The organism is Guptibacillus algicola, from assembly GCF_020171805.1.
GTDB classification, from domain to species: domain Bacteria; phylum Bacillota; class Bacilli; order Bacillales; family Guptibacillaceae; genus Guptibacillus; species Guptibacillus algicola.
In genome coordinates this window covers 128,873-149,420 of record NZ_JAIVAF010000004.1, presented here as the reverse complement: position 1 = coordinate 149,420, position 20,548 = coordinate 128,873, and the positions used below count along the sequence as shown (strand labels likewise).

General features: G+C 43.4%; 18 protein-coding genes and 1 pseudogene. 12 read left to right on the top strand and 7 right to left on the bottom strand.

The window, feature by feature from the left end:
- Positions 1-6: 6 nt before the first annotated feature.
- The gene (locus tag LCM09_RS14840) at positions 7-1,335 is read left to right on the top strand and encodes a YjiH family protein (protein ID WP_224883446.1); all 1,329 of its coding nucleotides are present in this window, start codon (positions 7-9) and stop codon (positions 1,333-1,335) included.
- A gap of 210 nt (positions 1,336-1,545) precedes the next feature.
- Positions 1,546-3,085, top strand: a pseudogene (locus LCM09_RS14835) (BCCT family transporter).
- Positions 3,086-3,280: 195 nt separating this feature from the next.
- Here LCM09_RS14835 and LCM09_RS14830 read toward each other — a convergent pair.
- Entirely contained in the window at positions 3,281-4,171 is an 891-nt protein-coding gene (locus tag LCM09_RS14830) for a fructose bisphosphate aldolase (protein ID WP_224883444.1), read from the bottom strand.
- Positions 4,172-4,317: 146 nt separating this feature from the next.
- Positions 4,318-5,754 (bottom strand): alanine/glycine:cation symporter family protein, encoded by a 1,437-nt coding sequence (locus tag LCM09_RS14825; RefSeq protein WP_224883443.1) that lies wholly within the window; start codon positions 5,752-5,754, stop codon positions 4,318-4,320.
- Positions 5,755-6,050: 296 nt separating this feature from the next.
- Here LCM09_RS14825 and hutP point away from each other — a divergent pair, with 296 nt between their 5' ends.
- The 3 genes from hutP (at position 6,051) to LCM09_RS14810 (ending at position 8,896) form a co-directional block, all read left to right on the top strand.
- Entirely contained in the window at positions 6,051-6,491 is a 441-nt protein-coding gene (gene hutP / locus LCM09_RS14820; RefSeq protein WP_224883441.1) for a histidine utilization transcription antiterminator HutP, read from the top strand.
- Between the two features lie 104 nt (positions 6,492-6,595).
- Positions 6,596-8,113, top strand: coding sequence for a histidine ammonia-lyase (gene hutH / locus LCM09_RS14815; protein WP_224883431.1), 1,518 nt, complete (start codon positions 6,596-6,598; stop codon positions 8,111-8,113).
- Positions 8,114-8,203: 90 nt separating this feature from the next.
- Entirely contained in the window at positions 8,204-8,896 is a 693-nt protein-coding gene (locus tag LCM09_RS14810) for an alpha/beta fold hydrolase (RefSeq protein WP_224883429.1), read from the top strand.
- A 46-nt stretch (positions 8,897-8,942) separates the two neighbouring features.
- Here LCM09_RS14810 and LCM09_RS14805 read toward each other — a convergent pair whose 3' ends face one another.
- Together LCM09_RS14805 and LCM09_RS14800 are read right to left on the bottom strand one after the other, a co-directional pair.
- The gene (locus LCM09_RS14805; RefSeq protein ID WP_224883428.1) at positions 8,943-9,344 is read right to left on the bottom strand and encodes an ArsI/CadI family heavy metal resistance metalloenzyme; all 402 of its coding nucleotides are present in this window, start codon (positions 9,342-9,344) and stop codon (positions 8,943-8,945) included.
- 47 nt (positions 9,345-9,391) lie between these two features.
- Complete coding sequence (locus tag LCM09_RS14800; protein WP_224883426.1) at positions 9,392-9,721, bottom strand: ArsR/SmtB family transcription factor; 330 nt, start codon at positions 9,719-9,721, stop codon at positions 9,392-9,394.
- 282 nt (positions 9,722-10,003) lie between these two features.
- Here LCM09_RS14800 and LCM09_RS14795 point away from each other — a divergent pair, with 282 nt between their 5' ends.
- A complete protein-coding gene (locus LCM09_RS14795; RefSeq protein ID WP_224883417.1) occupies positions 10,004-10,636 on the top strand; it encodes a superoxide dismutase family protein in 633 nt (210 codons plus the stop codon).
- 122 nt (positions 10,637-10,758) lie between these two features.
- On the opposite strand, the gene LCM09_RS14790 is transcribed toward LCM09_RS14795, so the two are convergent.
- Together LCM09_RS14790 and LCM09_RS14785 are read right to left on the bottom strand one after the other, a co-directional pair.
- The gene (locus tag LCM09_RS14790) at positions 10,759-10,950 is read right to left on the bottom strand and encodes a hypothetical protein (protein ID WP_224883415.1); all 192 of its coding nucleotides are present in this window, start codon (positions 10,948-10,950) and stop codon (positions 10,759-10,761) included.
- 206 nt (positions 10,951-11,156) lie between these two features.
- Positions 11,157-11,732: a DUF2087 domain-containing protein gene (locus tag LCM09_RS14785; RefSeq protein WP_224883413.1), complete on the bottom strand. Its 576-nt coding sequence runs from the start codon at positions 11,730-11,732 to the stop codon at positions 11,157-11,159.
- A gap of 154 nt (positions 11,733-11,886) precedes the next feature.
- Here LCM09_RS14785 and LCM09_RS14780 point away from each other — a divergent pair, with 154 nt between their 5' ends.
- Positions 11,887-12,372, top strand: coding sequence for a tetratricopeptide repeat protein (locus LCM09_RS14780; protein WP_224883404.1), 486 nt, complete (start codon positions 11,887-11,889; stop codon positions 12,370-12,372).
- Complete coding sequence (locus LCM09_RS14775) at positions 12,373-12,606, top strand: hypothetical protein (RefSeq protein WP_224883402.1); 234 nt, start codon at positions 12,373-12,375, stop codon at positions 12,604-12,606.
- 354 nt (positions 12,607-12,960) lie between these two features.
- On the opposite strand, the gene LCM09_RS14770 is transcribed toward LCM09_RS14775, so the two are convergent.
- A complete protein-coding gene (locus LCM09_RS14770) occupies positions 12,961-14,310 on the bottom strand; it encodes a dipeptidase (protein WP_224883400.1) in 1,350 nt (449 codons plus the stop codon).
- Positions 14,311-14,585: 275 nt separating this feature from the next.
- On the opposite strand from LCM09_RS14770, the gene LCM09_RS14765 reads away from it, so the two are divergent.
- The 4 genes from LCM09_RS14765 to LCM09_RS14750 all read left to right on the top strand — a co-directional run bounded on the left by LCM09_RS14765 (position 14,586) and on the right by LCM09_RS14750 (position 20,537).
- The gene (locus tag LCM09_RS14765) at positions 14,586-16,568 is read left to right on the top strand and encodes a hypothetical protein (protein WP_224883398.1); all 1,983 of its coding nucleotides are present in this window, start codon (positions 14,586-14,588) and stop codon (positions 16,566-16,568) included.
- 203 nt (positions 16,569-16,771) lie between these two features.
- Positions 16,772-18,202 (top strand): OB-fold domain-containing protein, encoded by a 1,431-nt coding sequence (locus LCM09_RS14760; RefSeq protein WP_224883396.1) that lies wholly within the window; start codon positions 16,772-16,774, stop codon positions 18,200-18,202.
- Entirely contained in the window at positions 18,192-19,376 is a 1,185-nt protein-coding gene (locus LCM09_RS14755; protein WP_224883386.1) for an acetyl-CoA acetyltransferase, read from the top strand. Before LCM09_RS14760 ends, LCM09_RS14755 begins: the two co-directional genes overlap by 11 nt.
- 15 nt (positions 19,377-19,391) lie before the next feature.
- Positions 19,392-20,537 carry an acyl-CoA dehydrogenase family protein gene (locus tag LCM09_RS14750; protein ID WP_224883384.1) on the top strand — a complete coding sequence of 382 codons (1,146 nt, stop codon included), beginning with the start codon at positions 19,392-19,394 and terminating at the stop codon, positions 20,535-20,537.
- Positions 20,538-20,548: the final 11 nt, after the last annotated feature.

Genomic DNA, 20,548 nt, shown 5'->3' with positions numbered 1-20,548 from the left:
GTTTAGATGGAAACAGCGAAACAACAGACGAACGTACAACCTTCAACACCGTCTTTTTTACAATTACTAAAGTTTTTCGGGTTTAGTTTGATCGGAATCTTCACGTTTTTTGTTCCAATCACGGTTAATGGCAAATCATCTATTCCGCTCGATCATATCGTGACCTATTTCTTAACCACGTTTACAACGTTTGTTCCTTACTATGCACTCCTTGTGATTATCATTGGGGCTGTTTATCCGTTTATTAACAAAACGTGGAATGTGAATGCTGTTAACGTAGGCTTATCACTTTTTAAAGTGCTGGGTGTACTTGTTGGTTTGATGCTGATCTTCGAATTCGGACCGGCTTGGTTATTTAGTCCTGGAATGGGTCCGTTTCTATTTGAAAAGCTCGTGATTCCTGTTGGGTTACTCGTTCCGATCGGTTCGGTTTTTCTTGCGCTACTCGTTGGCTATGGGTTACTAGAGTTCATTGGCGTGATCCTTCAACCTGTCATGAGACCGATCTGGAAAACGCCTGGTCGTTCTGCAATCGATGCGGTCGCTTCGTTCGTTGGGAGCTATTCGATCGGATTGTTGATTACAAACCGTGTGTTTAAAGAAGGAAAATACACGATTAAGGAAGCGACGATCATCGCGACTGGATTCTCTACGGTCTCTGCTACGTTCATGATCGTTGTGGCAAAAACGCTCGGACTGATGGAAGTGTGGAACATTTACTTCTGGCTCACGCTCTTTACTACATTTCTTGTAACCGCTATCACAGTGCGCATATGGCCGTTGAACAAAATAAGTAATCAGTATTACGACGGTGAAGGTAGTCCAGAAGAAGTCATCAAGGAAAATCGAGTGAAAGCAGCATGGGGACAGGCGATGGCTGCTGCAGCAAAGTCTCCATCACTCAGTAAGAATGTATGGATGAACTTGAAGGACGGGTTCATCATGACAGCTGCTATCCTTCCATCGATTTTGTCGGTAGGCTTACTTGGTCTTGTGCTAGCAGAGTTCACGCCAGTATTTGATATTCTAGGATATATTTTTTATCCATTTACTTGGATCATGCAAGTTCCTGAGCCACTTCTCGCTGCAAAAGCGTCAGCGATGGAAATCGCAGAAATGTTCTTGCCAGCACTACTCGTTGTGGATGCTCCATTGATCACGAAGTTTGTGATCGGTACGGTATCAGTTTCAGCGATTTTGTTCTTCTCAGCTCTCATTCCGTGTATCTTATCAACTGATATCCCGGTTAGTATCCCGAAGCTACTCGTGATTTGGGTAGAGCGTACAATTTTGACGATTATTATTGTTACACCGCTAGCGTATTTGTTGTTGTAATCATGGAGTTGTAAAAGATCTTTCATTAACTTCTAACACCAGAGCCTGGATTTTCAGGTTCTTTTTTTGTTTTATGAAGATCTCGGCAGCTTCCAAGTGCCTTGTTTAGTAAGAATTGAATGGAAAACCCTTTCAGCTTGCGTTATGTTTTTTGCATTTCCGGGTAATGAAATTTTGAGAGAAATTAGGATGTAGATAGAGAGGGATAGTATGAGTTCGGATAAGTTAATCGATTACAAAATTTTTGTTCCATCTGTACTGATCATGATTGCAATCAGTATACCTTTTGCGATGTATGAATCAGAGTCTTTAAATCTACTTAACTCCATTTTTGATTACATAGTCGATGTCTTTAGTTGGGGATACCTATGGTACGGAATTCTACTCGTAGTAGCAGGTTTGTACTTCGCTTTCTCAAGGTACGGGCAAGTCGTCTTAGGAGATCCTAAGGAAAAGCCCCGTTTCACCTTATTTGAGTATGCTTCAATTTTGATCGCGATGGGTGTTGGTTCTACAATCATGCGGACTGGGATGCTGCAGTGGACGTCAGTCGCGAACGACCCTCCAGCAGTTGTAAGTGTAGGATCAGCAGAAGCTCTTCTATGGGGAAATGCATATAGTATGTTCTTATGGGGATTTCAAGTCTTCGCTATTTTCGTCATGAGTGCTCCAGCTATGGGCTATATCCTGCATGTGAAAAAGCGCCCATTGATGAGAATCTCAGAAGCTTGCCGGGTACTGTTTGGAGATAGATTTACGGATGGTTGGGGAGGAAGAGCTCTCGATATCTTATTCCTTATCAGTATATTAGCAGGTGCTTCTGTCACACTAGGTCTCGGAGCTCCCATCATCACTCATAATTTATCAAACTTACTAAACATGGAAGTGACGTTTAGTATGACGATCCTCGTTACGATCGTTTGGGTGTTTTTATTTTCATTGAGCGCTTACTTAGGAATCGAAAAAGGAATCAAACGCTTAAGTACGATGAATATGTATTTAGCAGGACTATTTGCCATATTCGTCCTTATCGCTGGACCAGGAGTGTTCATATTAAACTACTTCTCTGATAGCGTTGCGTTCTTATTATCAAACTACCTTGATTTTTCATTAAACACAGAGTCCGTCTATGAAGGCAAGGCTTCTCATATTCAAAGTAACACAGTATTCTGGTTTGCATACAGCGCAACTTGGGCGATGCTTCATAGTGTGTTCGCTGCAAAGATTTCAAGAGGGCGGAACGATCAAAGAAATGATCCTTACTTACCTCCTTGCGCCAACGATGATCTCATGGATCGCGACAGGCGTATTGGGTGGACTTGGTGTGCATCGCTATCTTGATGGAGATCTTTCAGTATTAAAACTCGTTAAGGAAAATGAACGGATGGCGGCTATACCTGAAATCTTACAAACGCTTCCTCTAGGTGAAGTATCGGTCGTGATCTTTATAATTGTGGCTCTGATCTTCTTAACGACTACGCTTGATTCAACGACATATACTGTCGCTGCTTACACGAGTACAAGAGATATGAGTAAGAATGAACCGCCGCGAACACTTCGCATCATCATTGCGATGATCATCACTAGTTTCGCACTCATTCTGATGCGTATTGGAGGATTACCGCCACTATCAGTTGTCTCAGGACTGATGGGTCTACCGATCATCGTCATCCAGTTCATTTTAATCTATGCGGCCAAAAGGATGATGGATATCGACTTAGCATGGAATACGAATATACGAAAATCTTAATCGAGTAGCGCAACAAGGGAGCATCCACTTCGAATTGGGTGCTCTCTTTATTGGAAACTTTTCTTTGAGAGAATTTTTATGAAATGTTAGTAGTCGTAGGGGTTAGCTGTTAATGGGGATCATGTTGTTCCTGAATTCTGTAAAATAAAAAAGGAAGGTGCCCCACTTAGGGCACCCTCCGTGCTGTCTTAGCTCTTACTTCTTATTTACAGAAGCATCATAAATCGTATCTACAGCGTCTTGCAATGCTGCGTTAAACTCTTCATCAGTTTGATTAGCGTTTAAGTCAGCTGCTAGCGCTCTTGAAAAGCTCGCGATTAGACCGTCGTTCTCTTTCAAGATCTTGTTTGCTTCATCTCTAGAATAACCGCCAGATAGAGCAACAACGCGAACGACGCGTGGATGTTCGATCAACTCTTTATATGCATTCGCATTTGTAGGAATGGAAAGCTTCAGCATGACATTTTCATTTTCAGGAAGGTCATTCAAGTGCTTCATGATTTCATCACGTAAAATCTCTTCAGATTGTGCTTTGTCTTCACTGTTAATGTTCACTTCTGGCTCGATGATCGGAACGAGGTTAGAGTTAATAATTCGTTTACCGACTTCGAACTGCTGGTCAACGACGGCTTTGATGCCGCTTGTATTTGCTTCATGAATAACGGAACGCATCTTCGTACCGAAGATCTTTCTTTCGTTAGCGCGTCTTAGCGTCTCATCTAGATCATGAATCGGCTTCATAAGCTGTACGCCGTTTTCTTTTTCTGCAAGCCCTTTATCGACCTTTAGGAAAGGCACGACGCCTTTGTCTGCAAGGTAGTCAGCCGTGAACTTACCTTCGATTTCACGATCCATTGTTTGTTCAAAAAGGATAGCACCTAGAATTTTATCACCGTTAAATGCAGGGGACGTGATGATTCTAGTACGCATTTGGTGTACACGATCAAACATTTCATCTTCGTTGGAATAAGCATCTTCAGGTACGCCGTACTCTGCTAGTGCCTTCGGTGTACTACCACCACTTTGGTCTAGCGCTGCGATAAATCCTTTTCCGTTCTTGATTTTTTCGAATTGACTGTTGTTCATGTTATCCACTCCTTCATGTTCTAGTTTTCAGTATAACCACATATACTGTTTCCCTAATTTCATCATACTTAACACAAAACCGTTTTTCAAAAATAATGGGTGATGGATTGTGAAAAGAGCCTGGAATCTCCAGGCTCTTAGTTACATTACATTGCAGTTTTTTTCTTTTCCTTATTTTCCTCATCTTCATCTTCCCAAGCTTCAGTACCTTCGATTCCAAGTTTGGTAGGGTTGAACGTTGGGTTTTTGCCTGCTTTACGTTGTGTCTCATAGTCTTTCAATACTTTGGCCGCTACTTTACCTAGCATTGCAATCGCGATTAAGTTGATGATCGTCATGAGGGCCATGAAGAGGTCTGCCATTTTCCATACAAGACTTAGGCTTGAGACAGAGCCGATCAATACGAACGCCATCGTTGCGATACGGAAAATAAATAGCGCTGTCTTACTTTCTTTAATAAATTCAATGTTCGTTTCTCCATAGTAATAAGATCCAATGATCGAACTGAAAGCAAAGAGTAGGATCGAAATAGAGATGAAGATACCAGCCCAACCACCGATATGCGCGTTAAGTGAATTCTGAAGTAATTCAATTCCTGAAACGTCACCTGATTGAAATACAGGCGCTAGCAAGATGATGAATGCTGTAGCTGAACAAACTAGAATCGTATCAACGAAAACCCCAAGTGACTGAATAAGACCTTGTTTTGCGGGGTGAGATGTCGTTGATGTTGCTGCTGCGTTCGGGGCACTACCCATACCGGCTTCGTTAGAGAACAATCCACGTTTTACACCGTTCATGATTGCGGCACCAATCGCACCACCGAATGCCTGCTCAAGTCCAAAAGCATGTCCGACGATAAGAGAAATAACAGCTGGAAGTTCTCCAATGTTGATAATCAATACGATAAAGGCAATCACGATATATAGAATTGCCATCACCGGTACAATAACACTCGATAGGTTTGCGATTCGGTGTACACCACCAAAAATGACTAAACCAGTAAGCGCCGTAATAATTAAGCCCATCGCTAAACGGTTCATTCCGAAAGCGTTTTCAAACGCTAATGCAATGGTATTACTTTGAACCGAATTGAATATAAGTCCGAATGTGATTGTGATGATGACGGCAAAAAGAACGCCTAACCATCTTTTCTTTAGTCCTTTTTCGATATAGTAAGCAGGTCCGCCGCGGTAGGCTTTTGTATCTTTTATCTTGTAGACCTGAGCTAACGTACTTTCAATAAATGCAGTTGCACCTCCAAGGAGTGCTACAATCCACATCCAGAATACGGCTCCTGGCCCACCTAGCGTAATCGCCACAGCTACACCTGCAAGGTTACCGGTACCGATTCGGGTTGCAGCTCCTACACAAAACGATTTGAAGGGTGAAATGTTTTTCTTTCCATCTTTGAAATCAGGTTTTTCTCCAAGTACACGGATCATTTCTCCAAAAAAACGAAATTGTACAAAACGGGAGGTAATTGTGAAATAGATACCCAGCCCGAGTAATCCTGCAATCAGAACATATCCCCAGAGGATATTGTTTGAAGCATCAATGATGCTCGATAAAAAACTTTCCATGTGAGACGCTCCTCTTTTGGTTTATTTAAATATTTCTGACAATTTATTCACAACTTTTATTATACAAGTAACTGTATATATTTCAACACTATTCGACAAATTACAAATTTTATCAAGTTACTGGTAAAGGTTTACAACGACTACAAAAAAGACCTAAAACCCCTTTACTACGCTAGTAAACTAGCATGATAATAGGGTAAAATTTACCTAGATTCTATTGACATATGATTCTGAAAACACATACAATTTAATAAGATAATAGTGATTAGTAGTCGGATACTGGATAGGTGACGTAGATGGCACAGAAAATCAAGATTGGAAAGTTAGCGATGTTGGTAGCAACATTGGCACCAGAGGAATTAGAGCCTTTTGCAGGACAGTTAAAAGACGTAGAGTACTGTCAGGGTAAAGCGGGTTCGATGAATATGGAAAAAGTGATCTCAGCAGTTGAAACAGCTGCGAAACGAAATAGCATCATTTCTGAAGAGCTGTATCGAGAAACGCACGCACTCTACCACGCTATTTTAGAAGCGTTAGAAGGTGTGATGCGAGGGCAAATTGGCGCAGGAAACATGATGCGCACAGTAGGATTACGGTTCGCAATCGTGCGAGGCACGCCTTATGAACATTTTGACGAGGGAGAATGGATCGCGGTTGCCTTTTATGGAACGATTGGCGCACCAGTAAAGGGTCTCGAACATGAAACGTTCGGACTCGGAATTAATCATATAGGATGAAAAACTGTCTATAGTGATGAGATATCAGGAGACGGTGATGGTACGTGATGTGCCATTGTCGTCTCCTTTTTGTATGGATTTATCAACGAAAGGGGAAATGGACGATGATACTACTAACGGGATCTGATTTAACGTTAAAAGATATGAAGAACATACTATATGGTGATGAGGATGTTTCGATTCATCCATCGAGTATGGAGAAGGTAAAAAAGAGTCGAAAAGCGGTTGAGAAGATCGTAGCAACAGGAAAGACTGTATATGGAATCAATACAGGTTTCGGGAAGTTTAGTGACGTGCTTATTCCAGATAAGAATGTCGATGAGCTCCAGCTTCATCTGATTCGTTCGCATGCATGCGGCGTTGGAGAGAACTTTCCGGTTGAGGTGAGCAAAGCGATGGTCGTTCTCAGACTAAATGCGTTGATCAAAGGATTTTCTGGTGTGCGACCATGCGTGGTCGAGCGACTTCGTGACCTTGCGAATGAAGGAATGATTCCGGTAATCCCGAGTCAAGGTTCGCTCGGTGCTTCTGGCGATCTTGCACCACTATCACACCTTGCTCTCGTGTTAGTTGGAGAAGGAGAGGTTCACTACAAAGGGAAGATTCGACCAACGAGTGAGGTTTATGATGAACTTGGCTACAAACCTTTGACTTTGAAAGCGAAGGAAGGTCTTGCCCTCATCAATGGAACACAGGCGATGACAGCGATGGGTGTCATTAATTATATCGAAGCGGAACGCCTTTTCGATCAAAGTGATTGGATCGCTACGATGACGCTCGAAGCGCTTGAAGGAATCATCGACGCATTCCATCCAGCTATTCATGAAGCGAGGGGATACCGCGAGCAAATAGACGTGGCGAAACGAATTCGTACGTTAACGAACGACAGTAAACTCATCACTCATCAGGGTGAGAAGCGTGTGCAAGATGCGTATTCGCTCCGTTGCATCCCACAGGTTCATGGCGCATCAAGACAAAGTCTTTCATATGTAAAAGATAAGCTTGAGATCGAGATGAATGCTGCGACAGATAATCCGTTGATTTTCGATGATGGCGAGACGATCGTCTCAGGAGGGAATTTCCACGGTCAGCCGATTGCTCTAGCAATGGACTTTTTGAAAATTGCAGTTGCTGAAATGGCAAACATCTCAGAGCGACGCATCGAGAGGTTAGTGAACCCGCAGCTGAATGATCTCCCTGGATTCTTAAGTCCGAATCCTGGTCTTCAATCAGGTGCGATGATCATGCAATACGCTGCGGCATCTCTCGTATCCGAAAACAAAACGCTCGCACATCCAGCAAGTGTCGATAGCATTCCTTCGTCAGCGAATCAGGAAGATCATGTGAGCATGGGTACGATCGGTGCTCGTCATGCGTATCAAATCGTTCTGAACGCTCAAAAGGTCGTTGCTATCGAACTTATTTGTGCCATGCAGGCGCTTGAATACCGAGAGCTTAAGAATGCTTCGTCCTCGATTCAGAAGCTTCATTCAGAAGGACGAGAAATCGTTCCACCTATTAAAGAAGATCGCGTTTTCTCAAAAGATATCGAAGCGCTTTGGCAGTGGTTGAAGAGCGATGAATTCGATTGGTCAGTGCAAGAGGAAACAACAGCGGTCTAACTTCAAGCAGTGGCATAGTGCTGCTGCTTTTACTTATGGTACAGTAGAAGAGGTAGTCGAAACGAATATGAGAAGTGGCGGTGAATGGTAATGGAACGAATTTATATGCTACATGGTTTTATGGGAACAGGAGACCTTCATTTTCAAACGCAAAAGGAATTTTTCTCAAAGCATTACGAAGTGGTTTGTCCGGATCTACCAGGACACGGTGTTTCATCGATCGAAGCGAACAAAGAGTATGTTGAGACAGCTGTTGAGTGGTTAGTGGAAGACCTAGAAGCGAATGGCCCGGCATATTTACTTGGTCTTTCTTTAGGAGCGACCTTATCGATACATACTGCGCTCAAACGTCCTGATTTAGTAAAAGGAATGGTGTTAACAGGTTATACGCCATTTGTTCCGGATCACTTGAAAGGGAAGTTAGATGAGCAGCATAAGCATTTCTCTAATTTAGAGGAAACGGATCCTGACACAGCAGACTACTTCAAAGACATTCACGGAACGAAGTGGTACGATACGTTAACGAAGGTGAACGATCTGATGACGTTTGACTATCCTGCTATTGATGAAGAAACACTTGCATCACTCAAAACGCCTACATTGTTATTAAACGGCGGGAACGAGCTATATGAAGTAGAAGCAGCGGCCTATGTAAAAAGTAAGAATGACAGCATAAACATCGGTCTTCTTCCTGGAGCAGGTCACATTGCAAACATCGAGAATCCTCATCTCTATAATGAGATGGTGTTGGACTTCCTTAGAAGCCAGATGGTAGAGAAATAGAAGAAAGCGACCCTTGTGGTCGCTTTCTTAGTTTAATGGTAGCCACTTAACAACAGCTGCTTGAAACAGCTTCCTCAGTTTCCTCGCTATCTTGCTTTGTGAAGAAATACTCCCACTCGTTGCCATCGGGATCTGTTACCCAGAATTTATCTTGAAGGGCATAGCAGCAGTTCGTATCCATTTCCTCGCGTGCGAAAAACCCTAGTTTCTCAAGTCTTTCTTTATGACGCATGACTTCATCATGGCTTTCGACCTGTAGGCCAAAGTGTCCCACTTGGTTGCCTTTTACGTCATCTTTCAGGTTGAGAGTAAAGTTAACAGAAGGTTCTTCAGGTAAAAACTTCGCATAATCGTCTTTTACTTTTACTGGTTTACTATTAAACACCTTCGTGTAAAAATCGATTGAAGCCTTAATGTCTGTCACGTTTAGTCCGATATGTGTTCTCATTCTGAATCCTCTCCTTGATCAATTTTTTTTGATGTATTGGGTAAACATTAACATCCGTCATTTGTGCGGAATAGACAACAAAGTTCTTCTGATAATAAATGATTCACTTCTTTTTTGTTCAATTTATAGTAACTCCATGTACCACGGAGTTCTTTCGTAATCAACTCTGCATCAACGAGTATCTTAAGGTGATAGGAAAGCTTTGATTGTGGAAGGTATAACTTGTCAGTTAGATCGCATACGCACAGCACACCAGCCTGGGTAAGTTCATACATAATGTGAAGTCTCTTCTGATCTGAAAGTGCTTTAAATTTCTTTTCGTACAAAGAAAACGTCGTGTTGAGCTGTTCATTATGGATAGGAAAATCTAGTGCCATTGTGGTCACCTCTATTCATCAAATTTTTTTGATTAAGTATAGTGTAAGCGATAACATTTCAGATTGCAACATATTAATCAATTTTTTTTGATTAAAAGAAATTAGGTGTACTATGACTCAAGTCTCTTGAAGGAAGTTGGATGCAATGTGGAATAGAGACTAAAGAACGCCTAGGTAAAAAAGTGGTATAGGAAGATGGATGCAATTCCCATCTGTAAGGTTTAACACCTTCTTGTGTGTGTAAAGATGGTTATAACATGTTCTTAGGAGGGAGAAGTTCGTATGAAAAAGTGGTATTACTTAATGATGATGCTAGCTTTAGCTCTTGTACTTACTGCATGTGGAGGAAATTCTTCGAACCAGGAGGAGTCTGGCTCAGAAAATAATTCTACGATGGAAAACACTGAAGAGGACGCAACAAACGAAGGTACAGCAGATGAAGGTACAAAAGAAGAGGAAGCTGCTGAAATGGCAATGGTGACGTTGAAGGATGCAGAAGGCAATGAAGTTGGGACAGCTGAAATTACGGAGGAAAACAAAGGTGTAACGATTAATCTTCAAACTTCTGATCTTCCAGAAGGTACACACGGCTTCCATATTCATGAGACCGGTAAGTGTGAAGCTCCTGACTTCAAGTCTGCCGGAGGACACTTCAACCCAGCTGATGTAAGCCACGGAACTGAAACAGAAGATGGCCCACACGCTGGTGATATGGAGAACCTTGAAGTAAGTGCAGATGGCACGGTTGATAAAGAAATCATGAACGAAAAAGTAACGCTAGCTGAAGGAGAAGATAACTCTCTTCTTAAAGAAGGCGGCACAGCACTTGTCATTCATGCTGGAGCAGACGACATGGAGTCACAACCTTCAGGCGATGCTGGTGATCGAATCGCTTGTGGTGTGATTGAGAAATAAAAAGTGAAAAGACGTAGCTTTGGCTACCTTAGCGTTTTAAAAAGCACTGCTTGTTTGCAGTGCTTTTTGTATACAATCCACCATTAGTGACGCTTTCGCTTAAATAGGTAAATCACTTACCTTTATGACGGCGGTGATTTAATGGTTTTGTTTTTTTCCTGAACCTCTTTGTTAAGTTCTAGCTTTCTCTTTTCTAGGTCTATTCTTTTCTCTTCTAGCTCTAATTCCTTTCTCTTTAAATCATACTTAATGACAAAATATAAAAAAATAAAAGACATACCAACGATTACTGTAATAAAGATAAACAGGTCCAACCTAATCCCCCCTAGTTAAAAGAATCAAACGTGTACCTACGTTAGGCTTTACACCTATTGTATCTCTTTAGTTTATTATGCGTATAAATTTTCCATGAATAATAAATTCACAAATCAGAAAAAAGTACAGCGTATATTAAAAACGACTACAAATTGGATTGCAATTGTAGTCGTTTTTAATGTTTGCGGGATAGGAGGGAGGGGACTTAATCAATCGTAGCCCACATCTCTTCCGGGTTTAGTTCATAAATATTGTTTTCGCGGTACATAAAATGATTGATGATAAATTCTCTACGTATTGTCGCGAAATCAGGATGGAACTTTTTAATATACTCATTAATCTCTTTCTCAGGGTACTTTTTGCCTCGTTCTAACCCTTTAATCAAGTGCTTGAGAATAATGATTTTCTTCTTACGCTGAGAGGGGAGGTGCGTTAACGTCCCGTCTTTTGCGATAAAGTTATTGACCACAGCTTGTGTTTTCATTGAATCGTCCTCCTTATCGTGCTCAGGTTGGTAAAGCATGTTGGATAAAGCTTCAGAATAAGAGCGGAATTTCTTTTCGTCTATGTAATAGTAGATCGTGTTTTTATCTCTTCGTTGATAGACGATGCCAGTATCTCGCAATTTCGTCATATGATGCGTGATGGTAGGTGCTTTTAATCCAAGCTTGCCAGCGATCGCTTGGCCGTGAAGTGGCCCCGTCGCGAGTAACGTAAGTATCCGTATTCGAGTGGGATCACCGAGGGTTTTATGAAAATTAACGAGTCTATTTAACTGCAATTTTTATCCTCCTTTCTTATTAGTTAGATCACTATCTAATTAGATGATAGTCTAATTGATTTGGGTAGTCAATAGAATAGGAATAATAAGGGTGTGTAGGAAGGCTGTATGATAAGCTACTAATAAATGATTAATTGGTAAGAGGTGGATACAAGTGAGTAGAAATATTGAGAGAGCGATTGAATATCGACAAGAAGGAAAACACCAAGAGGCGAATGAGATGTTCGTTAAGCTTGTAATAGAAAATCCGTATGATGCATCGGTCCATTACCAGTGTGCTTGGAGCTTTGACGTTTTAGGAAAAGAGTCTGAAGCTGTTCCACTTTATGAAAAGGCAATAGAGCTAGGACTCCCTTCCTCTGAGCTTGAGGGAGCATTGCTCGGGTTAGGCAGTACATACAGAACACTAGGAAAATATGAGAAATCGAAAGGTGTCTTTTTAAAAGGATTGGAGCAATTTCCGAACAACCGAGCGATTCAGGTGTTCTATGCGATGACGTTGTATAACCTCGGAGAGAACGGTAAGGCGATGGAATATCTACTTACTAATTTAGTAGAAACGACGAGTGATGAATCGATCTTGAGTTATAGGAAAGCGATCGAATTCTATAGTGACAAGTTGGATGAGGTTTGGGAGTAGATGAATTGGTATACAGTTGGGGAAATCCTCATTATCGTTGTGGTGATTCTATTCGTGATAAGGATGATCCGTCGATCGATCACAAAACGTAATCGATTACCAAGCTCAGCAGGGTATACGCCTCATGATGAAATTTATGGAGGCTCTTCTGGTGGGGGCGGGAAGGGTCCTGAATCGATGGAGAGGTATGAAATAGTAGAAGAATCTCGGAAAAAGAGAAGTGGAAGTGACTGAAAGAGTGGTTTTCTGAGGTGCTGTTGGGTCTTCGGGTGCTGTTATTGTCCAAAAATCCATTTTATTAGCTAAAAAGTAGATTAATTGTCTAACTAGAGTAATCCTAATCTAGTAAAAAGAGAAAAACGCCAGCGGTGCAGGGCATCGCTGGCGTTTTGCATAGTTGGGATAGTGGGACGGGAGCTGGATATCGGCGATAAATTAAATATATCGGCGAAAACAAGATTTTATCAGCGATATTCTCATTATATCAGCGAAAATAGAGATATATCAGCGATAAACCAAATATATCAGCGAAAACGAGATTATATCAGCGAAACGCTCCAACCTACCCCAACGAGCCGCCCCCACGGCCTACAACGACTCCAAATACTCGACGACCGTCTCGATTCCCTTCGTGAAGTTCTCCAAGTGAAAGTGCTCGTTCGGTGCGTGTAGGTTTTCAGATGGAAGGCCGAAGCCCATGAGAACGACGGGTGCGTCGAGCACCCGTGCGAAGACTTCGACGATCGGGATCGATCCGCCTTCTTTCGGGAAGAGTGCGCGCGTGCCGTACACGCTTTCGTAAGCGTCGGCTGCTTTTTGGATCATTGGATTACGTGAATCAAGAGCAACAGGTTTTGCCTGGATGAACTGTTTTACAGAGAGCGTAGTGCCTACTGGGCAGTGAGCCTCTAAGTGTTTTTCAATCAATTCATAAATGTGCTGCGGGTCTTGATCGCCGACTAGGCGACAGCTAATTTTTCCACTTGCTTCGGATGGGACGATCGTTTTGATGCCGTCTCCTTGATAGCCACCTGTGATGCCGTTGATTTCAAGCGTTGGTCGGATGCCAGTACGCTCTTTGAATGAGAAGCCTTCTTCGCCAAACAGCGCAGATAATCCAAGCTCTTTCTTCATCGCTTCCTCATCGGACGGAATCTCTGCGACTTCTTTTCGAAGCGCATCAGTTAGTTCTGGAACTCCATCATAGAAACCTTCGACCGAAATGGTACCAGCTTCATCGTGAAGCGAATCGAGAAGGCGAACGAGCGAGTGAACCGCATTCGGGACACCGCCACCGTACACGCCTGAGTGAAGATCTGTGTTTGCTGTTTTGACGTTCACTTCCATTGCAAGAGCGCCACGAAGCGAAGTGCAGATCGCTGGTACACCTTTTTCGATAAATGACGTATCTGAAATAAGTACGGCGTCACAGCTAAGCCTTTCTGCTTGTTCATTAATGAAAGGGTCAAGATTCGGACTCGCAATTTCCTCTTCCCCTTCGATACAGAACTTCACATTAACAGGAAGCTTGCCATGTTCTTTCATCAAAAGCTCCATCGCTTTGATATGGATGAAGAGCTGCCCTTTATCATCAGTTGCGCCGCGAGCGAATATTTTTTCATCACGAATCACTGGTTCGAATGGAGGAGTTTCCCACAGTTCAAGAGGGTCTGCCGGTTGAACGTCGTAATGACCATAGACGAGAACAGTTGGTTTACCTTCTGCATGAAGCCAGTCAGCGTATACGACCGGATGCCCTTCAGTCTCGATGACATCGACGTTTTCCATGCCTGCTTTTGTGAGTGCATCTGCCACGAAATGAGCACCTTTTTGAACGTCTTGCTTGTGGGAGGGATCAGCAGAGATGCTTGGGATCTTTAGAAATTCCTGTAGTTCCTCAAGAAATGTTTCTTTATGTAGTGCGATGGTTTGTTTCATTAGTAGAACCTCCTTAGGGCTGTCAGTGCTTCTATTATAATAGCTGCGTATGGGTTATACAAAGATGGTGGGTGCTAGATTCGTAGGGAGCGAAATATGGCGTATATCTGTGAAAATAAAACTAAGGGCTAGATATTCTGGATAAATCAATGAAATTAAAAGAATATCGCGAAAAATAAATGATAAAGACGAAAACTATTTTACAGAAAAAGGTTTCTATTCATCAAGAAGAGGGAACAAAATGCTATCTTAAACTAATTGGGGGATGTGCGAGTATGAAGACTTCATATTCAAATCATGATCAAGAACAGTTTGCGAGAAGTTTGCAAACGTTGTCAGGCGGTTCAAATCAGGCGCTAGTAGATGAGACTCTTAGAAATGCGGCGGTTTTGATCGACAAGGAAATGTTTGATGAGCTGTATGAGCTAGTGGAGGATTACGAGCGGGCGGGTATTTTTCAAGATGGTCCGTGGGAGAATCCACGTAAGCTTCAGCCGAAGCTCGTAGCTGGTTCATTTAAAATAGAAGGCAATTATTCTGTGTTCGAAGTATTGAGTGAGCTGAGGTTGCTCGCGATTGCGAAGGGCGACTATCAGCATGACACGATCAAGGCTCTAGAAGCAAAAGATCTGTTGACAACGATCATGGCGTTGAACTTAGAGATGATTTTTCCACCAGAAACAGAGGAAGCTCGAATTAGTCAAACTCAGGAACAGAAGCGTGGCATCCTATTGTTTCAATATCTTGCAAACAAACTGTCGTTAGCATCACTTGCCCCCACATTCGTAAATGAAATCGATCGCCTAACGTCTCAGCGTCCTATCATGGTGAACCGTATCGTTGAAATGATCGGTTACGCGAGAAACTTGCTCACAGATAGCGACCTTTCTCCAGAAGGAAGAGCGAGTATTGAGCGCTATATCGATAGCATGAGTGGACCTACGGCGTTAAGTAAAAGATACATCAAAACAGAAGACTACTTAACTCAGTTTCAAGCATTGTCTCAAGCTGAGAAAGTTTTAGAAGCGGATGAGTTTGCAAACATCATGCGTGATACTGGTATCGTCTCCCCGATTCATGCGGAGCTCGTTAGGGATTTAGCGAATAAAGAAGAGACTGAGCTACTAACGATTGCACTTGATTTAACGGAAAAAGGCGAAGCGAATTTAAATGAGCATTTCCCAATCGTGAAAGAGATTATTACGCTTGCGATCCACCCTTCTACATGTCAGTCGCTGTATGGACTTGCGCGTATGCTTGAGCGAGGAGTTCTATCCTCACCACCTGTCATTCCAGGGCTTGAAAGGATTACAGAACTGGAGCTTCTTCCGGAAGTGGAGTCAGATCTATTAGCATCGCGTAAGGATTCGAATGATGTTACAGCAATAGGACTTTTACTGTCTGGCATCATTAGCGTACTCGGTCAGCCACTTGGAATCGGACAGGGATTGAATCCAACGTGTCAGTCAGCGCGAGGGATCAGCCTTTGGTCGCAGCATGACCCGGGTTATTTACTAGAGCTTCTTGCGAGAGCGTGTCGTGATGGTGAAGTGGATATGATGTTTGAAGGAATCGAGATCAACTCGTCGCTTCTTTCAGGAGGACTTGCCCCAGATCTTCATACTGAGCTCGACCCTGTTTCACTCGTGTTGGTGCCACATTTAGATCGTATTTATGATGATATGATGAAGCGCTGTGCTCTTCGAGGGGAAGATGGTCACAAGTGGGTGAACCCTTCATTCTATGGCCAGTGGATTTCAAAAGAGTTTTCATCTTGTATCCAGCCAGTTACTGGAGCGGTGGGAGATTATGAGGAGTTTGCAAAGCTATTCTATGCGACACATCATCCTGATTATAACGGTGGGCATCAGCTTATCTATCCGAACCCTGTCGGAATCTTTGTTACAACAGCGAATGCGGATTTACTTGGGCTGCATGCGATTTCGATTCAGCGTATCGCTGCTGATCCGTCTGGCGAGATGAGGGTGTACTTTTATAATCCGAACAACGATAGCGGCCAAAACTGGGGCCAGGGGATTCGGTCGACGGTACGTAACAATGGAGAGGAAGAGGGAGAAGCATCTCTTCCGTTCGATCAATTCCTTTCTCGTGTCTATGCGTTTCACTACAATCCGAACGAAATGGGTAGTTTGGGTGAAGTTGATGGGAGCCTTGTTGAGCGGGTCACTGATCTTGCCAAGAACAGCTGGGGACAAACGTATCAATGGGTTGATTTAAAGAATCCATTTCTACTATAGAAAAGTGGGTACATTCCAGAAGTGGAGTGTACCCATTTTTATTTTGAAGAAATATACTGCAATAATGATTAGTCGAAAGGATTTTGTTCTCTTATACCGAAATGTTGTTACGTACTGTTTGTTTTCTGAAAATTATTATAATTAATTCGTTTCGTCTGATAGAGCTACAAAACAAACAAAAGTTAAGGAATAGGAGGCTAACCATGCAAGGAATTATCGCATATGAAGTATACCTTCCACATCATCGCATTTCGAAAAAAGAAGTTGCTGGTTTTCATGGCGGCTATGCTGGTAAAGGCACAAAGTCCGTCGCTCATTATGATGAAGACAGTCTTACGATGGCAGTGAATGCATCGAATTCATTAGGGGATGCTTTGGAAAAATACCAGCCAGGTGCGGTTTATTTTGCATCTACAACGTCTCCTTATCAAGAGAAGTTAGGTAGCGTGACGCTCGCAAAGGCGCTTCACCTTCCTGCTAATACAGGAACAATTGATTACGGCAATAGTCTCCGAGCTGCATCAAACGCGATTAGGGCTGGTATGAATGCAGTCGAGTCAGGAAAGGGCTCTGTTCTTGTAAGTCTCTCAGATCGAAGACTCGCAAGACCGAAGAGTCCCCTTGAGGCAGAGATGGGTGCGGGAGCCGTTTCCTTTCTCCTAGGAGAGGGGGACGATGTGTTGGCTGAGTTAATCGGGTCTTCAAACGTTGCTGGAGAACAGGTAAGCCAGTGGCGAACAGCGCAGGATCAGTTTTTGCGACAGTGGGAAGATCGGTTCATCGCTCATTCCGTTTCAGAGGCAGTGCTTCAATGTGTGCATGATCTTCTGACCAAAACGAACAGGTCTCTCGAAAATATCGACACCGTAATCCTGGCAGGACCTACCGAGAAGCTATCCCTCACACTCGCAAGGTTAATCGGTGCGAACGAAGAGCAAGTTACATCGATGAGGGATGGAAGCATCGGCCATCTCGGTACGGCGAATGGACCCTACATGTTTACGAAAGCTCTTTCAGAAAGTATTCCAGGGCAAACGATCCTTTGGCTTCAGGCAGGAGATGGATGTGAAGCCATGTTATTTCAGACGACAGAGGCCATTTCTTCTTACAAACAAAAGAAACCGCTTTCACATTTTGAAGAGAATTCTAATGAGAATGTAACTTACAGCGATTATTTACGATGGTATGAGTTGTTAGAGGTTGACGAGGGGAGGCGACCAGGAGCTTCTACGCCTTCCGCACCAGCATTGAAGCGGAACTCCGATCAAATCCTAGGTCTATTCGGGTCAGAGTGTATGAGCTGCGGACAGAGCTATTATCCTAAGCAGCGTGTGTGTGTGAAATGTCACGTGAAAGATGAGATGAAACCTTTCTCGCTTCAAGGTAAAAAGGCGAAGGTAGCGACATATACGGTTGATTACCTTGCGACTTCCGTTTCACCTCCGACCATTTTTGCAGTGGTGGATATCGAAGGAGGAAGCAGAATGCTTGCACAGGCAACAGATTGCACTCCTGATGAAATTTCGATCGGAACCGAAGTGGAATTCAGTTTCCGCAAGCTTTATGAAGCAGGCGGGGTTCATAATTACTTTTGGAAAGTTGTTCCAAAGAGGGGTGTTCAGCATGAGTCGTAAAGGGATACACGATAAGGTGTCGGTTGTCGGGATGGGATGCACGAAGTTTTCGGAGCACTGGGATAAAAGCACGGACGATTTAATCATTGAAGCAGCGCATGAAGCACTGAATGATGCTGGAATCGAACTGAAGGATGTTGAAGCTGCGTGGATTGGAACGATGGACTCCGGCTACGCTGGAATGACGCTTTCAGGTCCGCTGAAAAGTGATTATATTCCTGTGACGAGGGTTGAAAATATGTGTGCAACAGGTTCTGAAGCGTTTCGAAATGCGTGCTATGCGGTAGCGGCTGGAGCTTATGATATTGCACTCGTTGTTGGTGTTGAGAAGCTAAAGGACTCCGGTTACAGCGGGCTCGTCATGAATTCGTCTCCTGGAGATGGGACGTCACCGAATATTACAGCCCCAGCTTCGTTTTCCTTACTCGCACCTGCTTACTTTAATCGATACGGGCTTGATCCAAAGCAAGGAAAAGAAGTGCTCGCTCGTATCGCATGGAAAAACCATGCGAATGGAGCGTTGAACAAGAAAGCTCAGTACCAAAAAGAAATACCGATGGACCGGATCATCAATTCGCCGATGATCGCTGCACCACTAGGTGTGTTGGATTGTTCTGGAGTCGCAGACGGAGCGGCTGCTGCTGTTATTGTTCGAACAGAAGATAGCAAGAAATATCGAAATGATCCTATGCTCGTGAAAGCGTTAAGCATCGCGGCAGGTCCTGGGGAGGGGATGCTGACTCAGGATTTTGATTTTACGAGCATACAAGAAAACGTGCGTGCTGCTGAAGACGCGTATAAGCAGGCGGGGATCAAGAATCCAAGGAAAGAAATCGATATGGCTGAAGTGCACGATTGCTTTACACCGACTGAACTCGTTATTTACGAAGATCTAGGCTTTAGTGAGAGAGGAGAAGGATGGAAGGATGTTCAGAACGGGCGTTTCGATTTAAAAGGAGATCTTCCAGTCAACCCAGATGGTGGGCTGAAATCGTTCGGTCATCCAATCGGTGCGAGTGGACTTCGGATGTTATATGAAATGTATCTCCAGTTCCAAGGGAAAGCGGATAAGCGGCAGCTTGATGATCCAAAGATCGGCTTAACGCACAACCTTGGGGGCTATCCGTGGCAATGTGTATCGTTCATTTCAATCGTCGGGAAAAACCTGTCTTAAGAAGGAGCTGTAAGCATGAAACATCCATATTTAACGAAAGAGCACGATACGTTTCGAAAGTCACTACGAAAATTTCTCGCTAAGGAAGCAGCGCCGTTTTACGAAAAGTGGGAAGAAGACCGTCTGATCCCGCGAAGCTTCTGGGAAAAGCTAGCGGCACAAGGATATCTGTGTCCAACGCTCCCTGAAGAATATGGCGGATTCGAAGCGGATTGGGGATATGCGGTGATCATCAATGAAGAGCTAGAGCGTATCGGTTCTGGGCTCGTTGGGGTTGGGCTTCATAATGACATCGTGATTCCATACATCGAGGCTTACGGAACGGAAGAGCAGAAGAAAAGGTGGCTGCCAAAGTGCGTGTCGAGTGAAATCATTACTGCGATTGCCATGACAGAGCCTGGCGCAGGGTCTGATCTTGCAAACATCAAAACGACCGCTGTGTTAGAAGGTGATCACTATGTCGTGAATGGGTCAAAGACGTTCATCACCAACGGCATTCACAGTGATCTTGTCATCGTAGCTGTGAAAACAGACCCTAACGCAAAGCCTGCTTATAAAGGCGTGAGCTTGATTGCAGTTGAGCGCCATCACCCTGGGTTTTCTAGGGGGCGAAAGCTTAATAAAGTAGGGCTTCATTGTCAGGATACCGCAGAGTTGTTTTTTGAAGACTGCCGTGTTCCGAAAGAAAATCTCATAGGTGATGAAGGCAAAGGGTTTCTCTACCTGATGGAAAAGCTTCAGCAAGAACGCTTGCTAGTCGCAATTGCAGCTCAGGTGGCAGCAGAAGATATGTTCGAAATGACGATGGATTATATTCAAGAGCGCAAGGCGTTCGGTCAAAGCATTTCAAAGTTTCAACATATCCAGTTTGAGATGGTTGAGATGAAAACGGAGATCGAGATCGGCAGGACATTTTTGGATTCGTTGATCGCTGAACATATGGAGGGAGAAGATATCGTCACGAAGGTGTCGATGTCGAAATACTGGCACACCGATATGGCAAAAAGCGTTTCACAGCGCTGCCTTCAGTTACACGGTGGCTATGGCTACATGGAAGAATACAAGATTGCGAGAAGGTTCAGAGACATTCCAGTTTCGGCGATCTATGCGGGCACAAACGAGATTATGAAAACCATCATTGCGAAAAATATAGGCTTGTAGAAAAGAGGGAT

What these genes read in the sequence shown, in the direction of transcription:
- LCM09_RS14840 (WP_224883446.1), top strand. Translation starts at nt 7, where the DNA reads ATGGAAACAGCGAAACAACAGACGAACGTACAACCTTCAACACCGTCT.
- LCM09_RS14830 (WP_224883444.1), bottom strand. Translation starts at nt 4,171, where the DNA reads ATGAACAACAGTCAATTCGAAAAAATCAAGAACGGAAAAGGATTTATC.
- LCM09_RS14825 (WP_224883443.1), bottom strand. Translation starts at nt 5,754, where the DNA reads ATGGAAAGTTTTTTATCGAGCATCATTGATGCTTCAAACAATATCCTC.
- hutP (WP_224883441.1), top strand. Translation starts at nt 6,051, where the DNA reads ATGGCACAGAAAATCAAGATTGGAAAGTTAGCGATGTTGGTAGCAACA.
- hutH (WP_224883431.1), top strand. Translation starts at nt 6,596, where the DNA reads ATGATACTACTAACGGGATCTGATTTAACGTTAAAAGATATGAAGAAC.
- LCM09_RS14810 (WP_224883429.1), top strand. Translation starts at nt 8,204, where the DNA reads ATGGAACGAATTTATATGCTACATGGTTTTATGGGAACAGGAGACCTT.
- LCM09_RS14805 (WP_224883428.1), bottom strand. Translation starts at nt 9,344, where the DNA reads ATGAGAACACATATCGGACTAAACGTGACAGACATTAAGGCTTCAATC.
- LCM09_RS14800 (WP_224883426.1), bottom strand. Translation starts at nt 9,721, where the DNA reads ATGGCACTAGATTTTCCTATCCATAATGAACAGCTCAACACGACGTTT.
- LCM09_RS14795 (WP_224883417.1), top strand. Translation starts at nt 10,004, where the DNA reads ATGAAAAAGTGGTATTACTTAATGATGATGCTAGCTTTAGCTCTTGTA.
- LCM09_RS14775 (WP_224883402.1), top strand. Translation starts at nt 12,373, where the DNA reads ATGAATTGGTATACAGTTGGGGAAATCCTCATTATCGTTGTGGTGATT.
- LCM09_RS14770 (WP_224883400.1), bottom strand. Translation starts at nt 14,310, where the DNA reads ATGAAACAAACCATCGCACTACATAAAGAAACATTTCTTGAGGAACTA.
- LCM09_RS14765 (WP_224883398.1), top strand. Translation starts at nt 14,586, where the DNA reads ATGAAGACTTCATATTCAAATCATGATCAAGAACAGTTTGCGAGAAGT.
- LCM09_RS14760 (WP_224883396.1), top strand. Translation starts at nt 16,772, where the DNA reads ATGCAAGGAATTATCGCATATGAAGTATACCTTCCACATCATCGCATT.
- LCM09_RS14755 (WP_224883386.1), top strand. Translation starts at nt 18,192, where the DNA reads ATGAGTCGTAAAGGGATACACGATAAGGTGTCGGTTGTCGGGATGGGA.
- LCM09_RS14750 (WP_224883384.1), top strand. Translation starts at nt 19,392, where the DNA reads ATGAAACATCCATATTTAACGAAAGAGCACGATACGTTTCGAAAGTCA.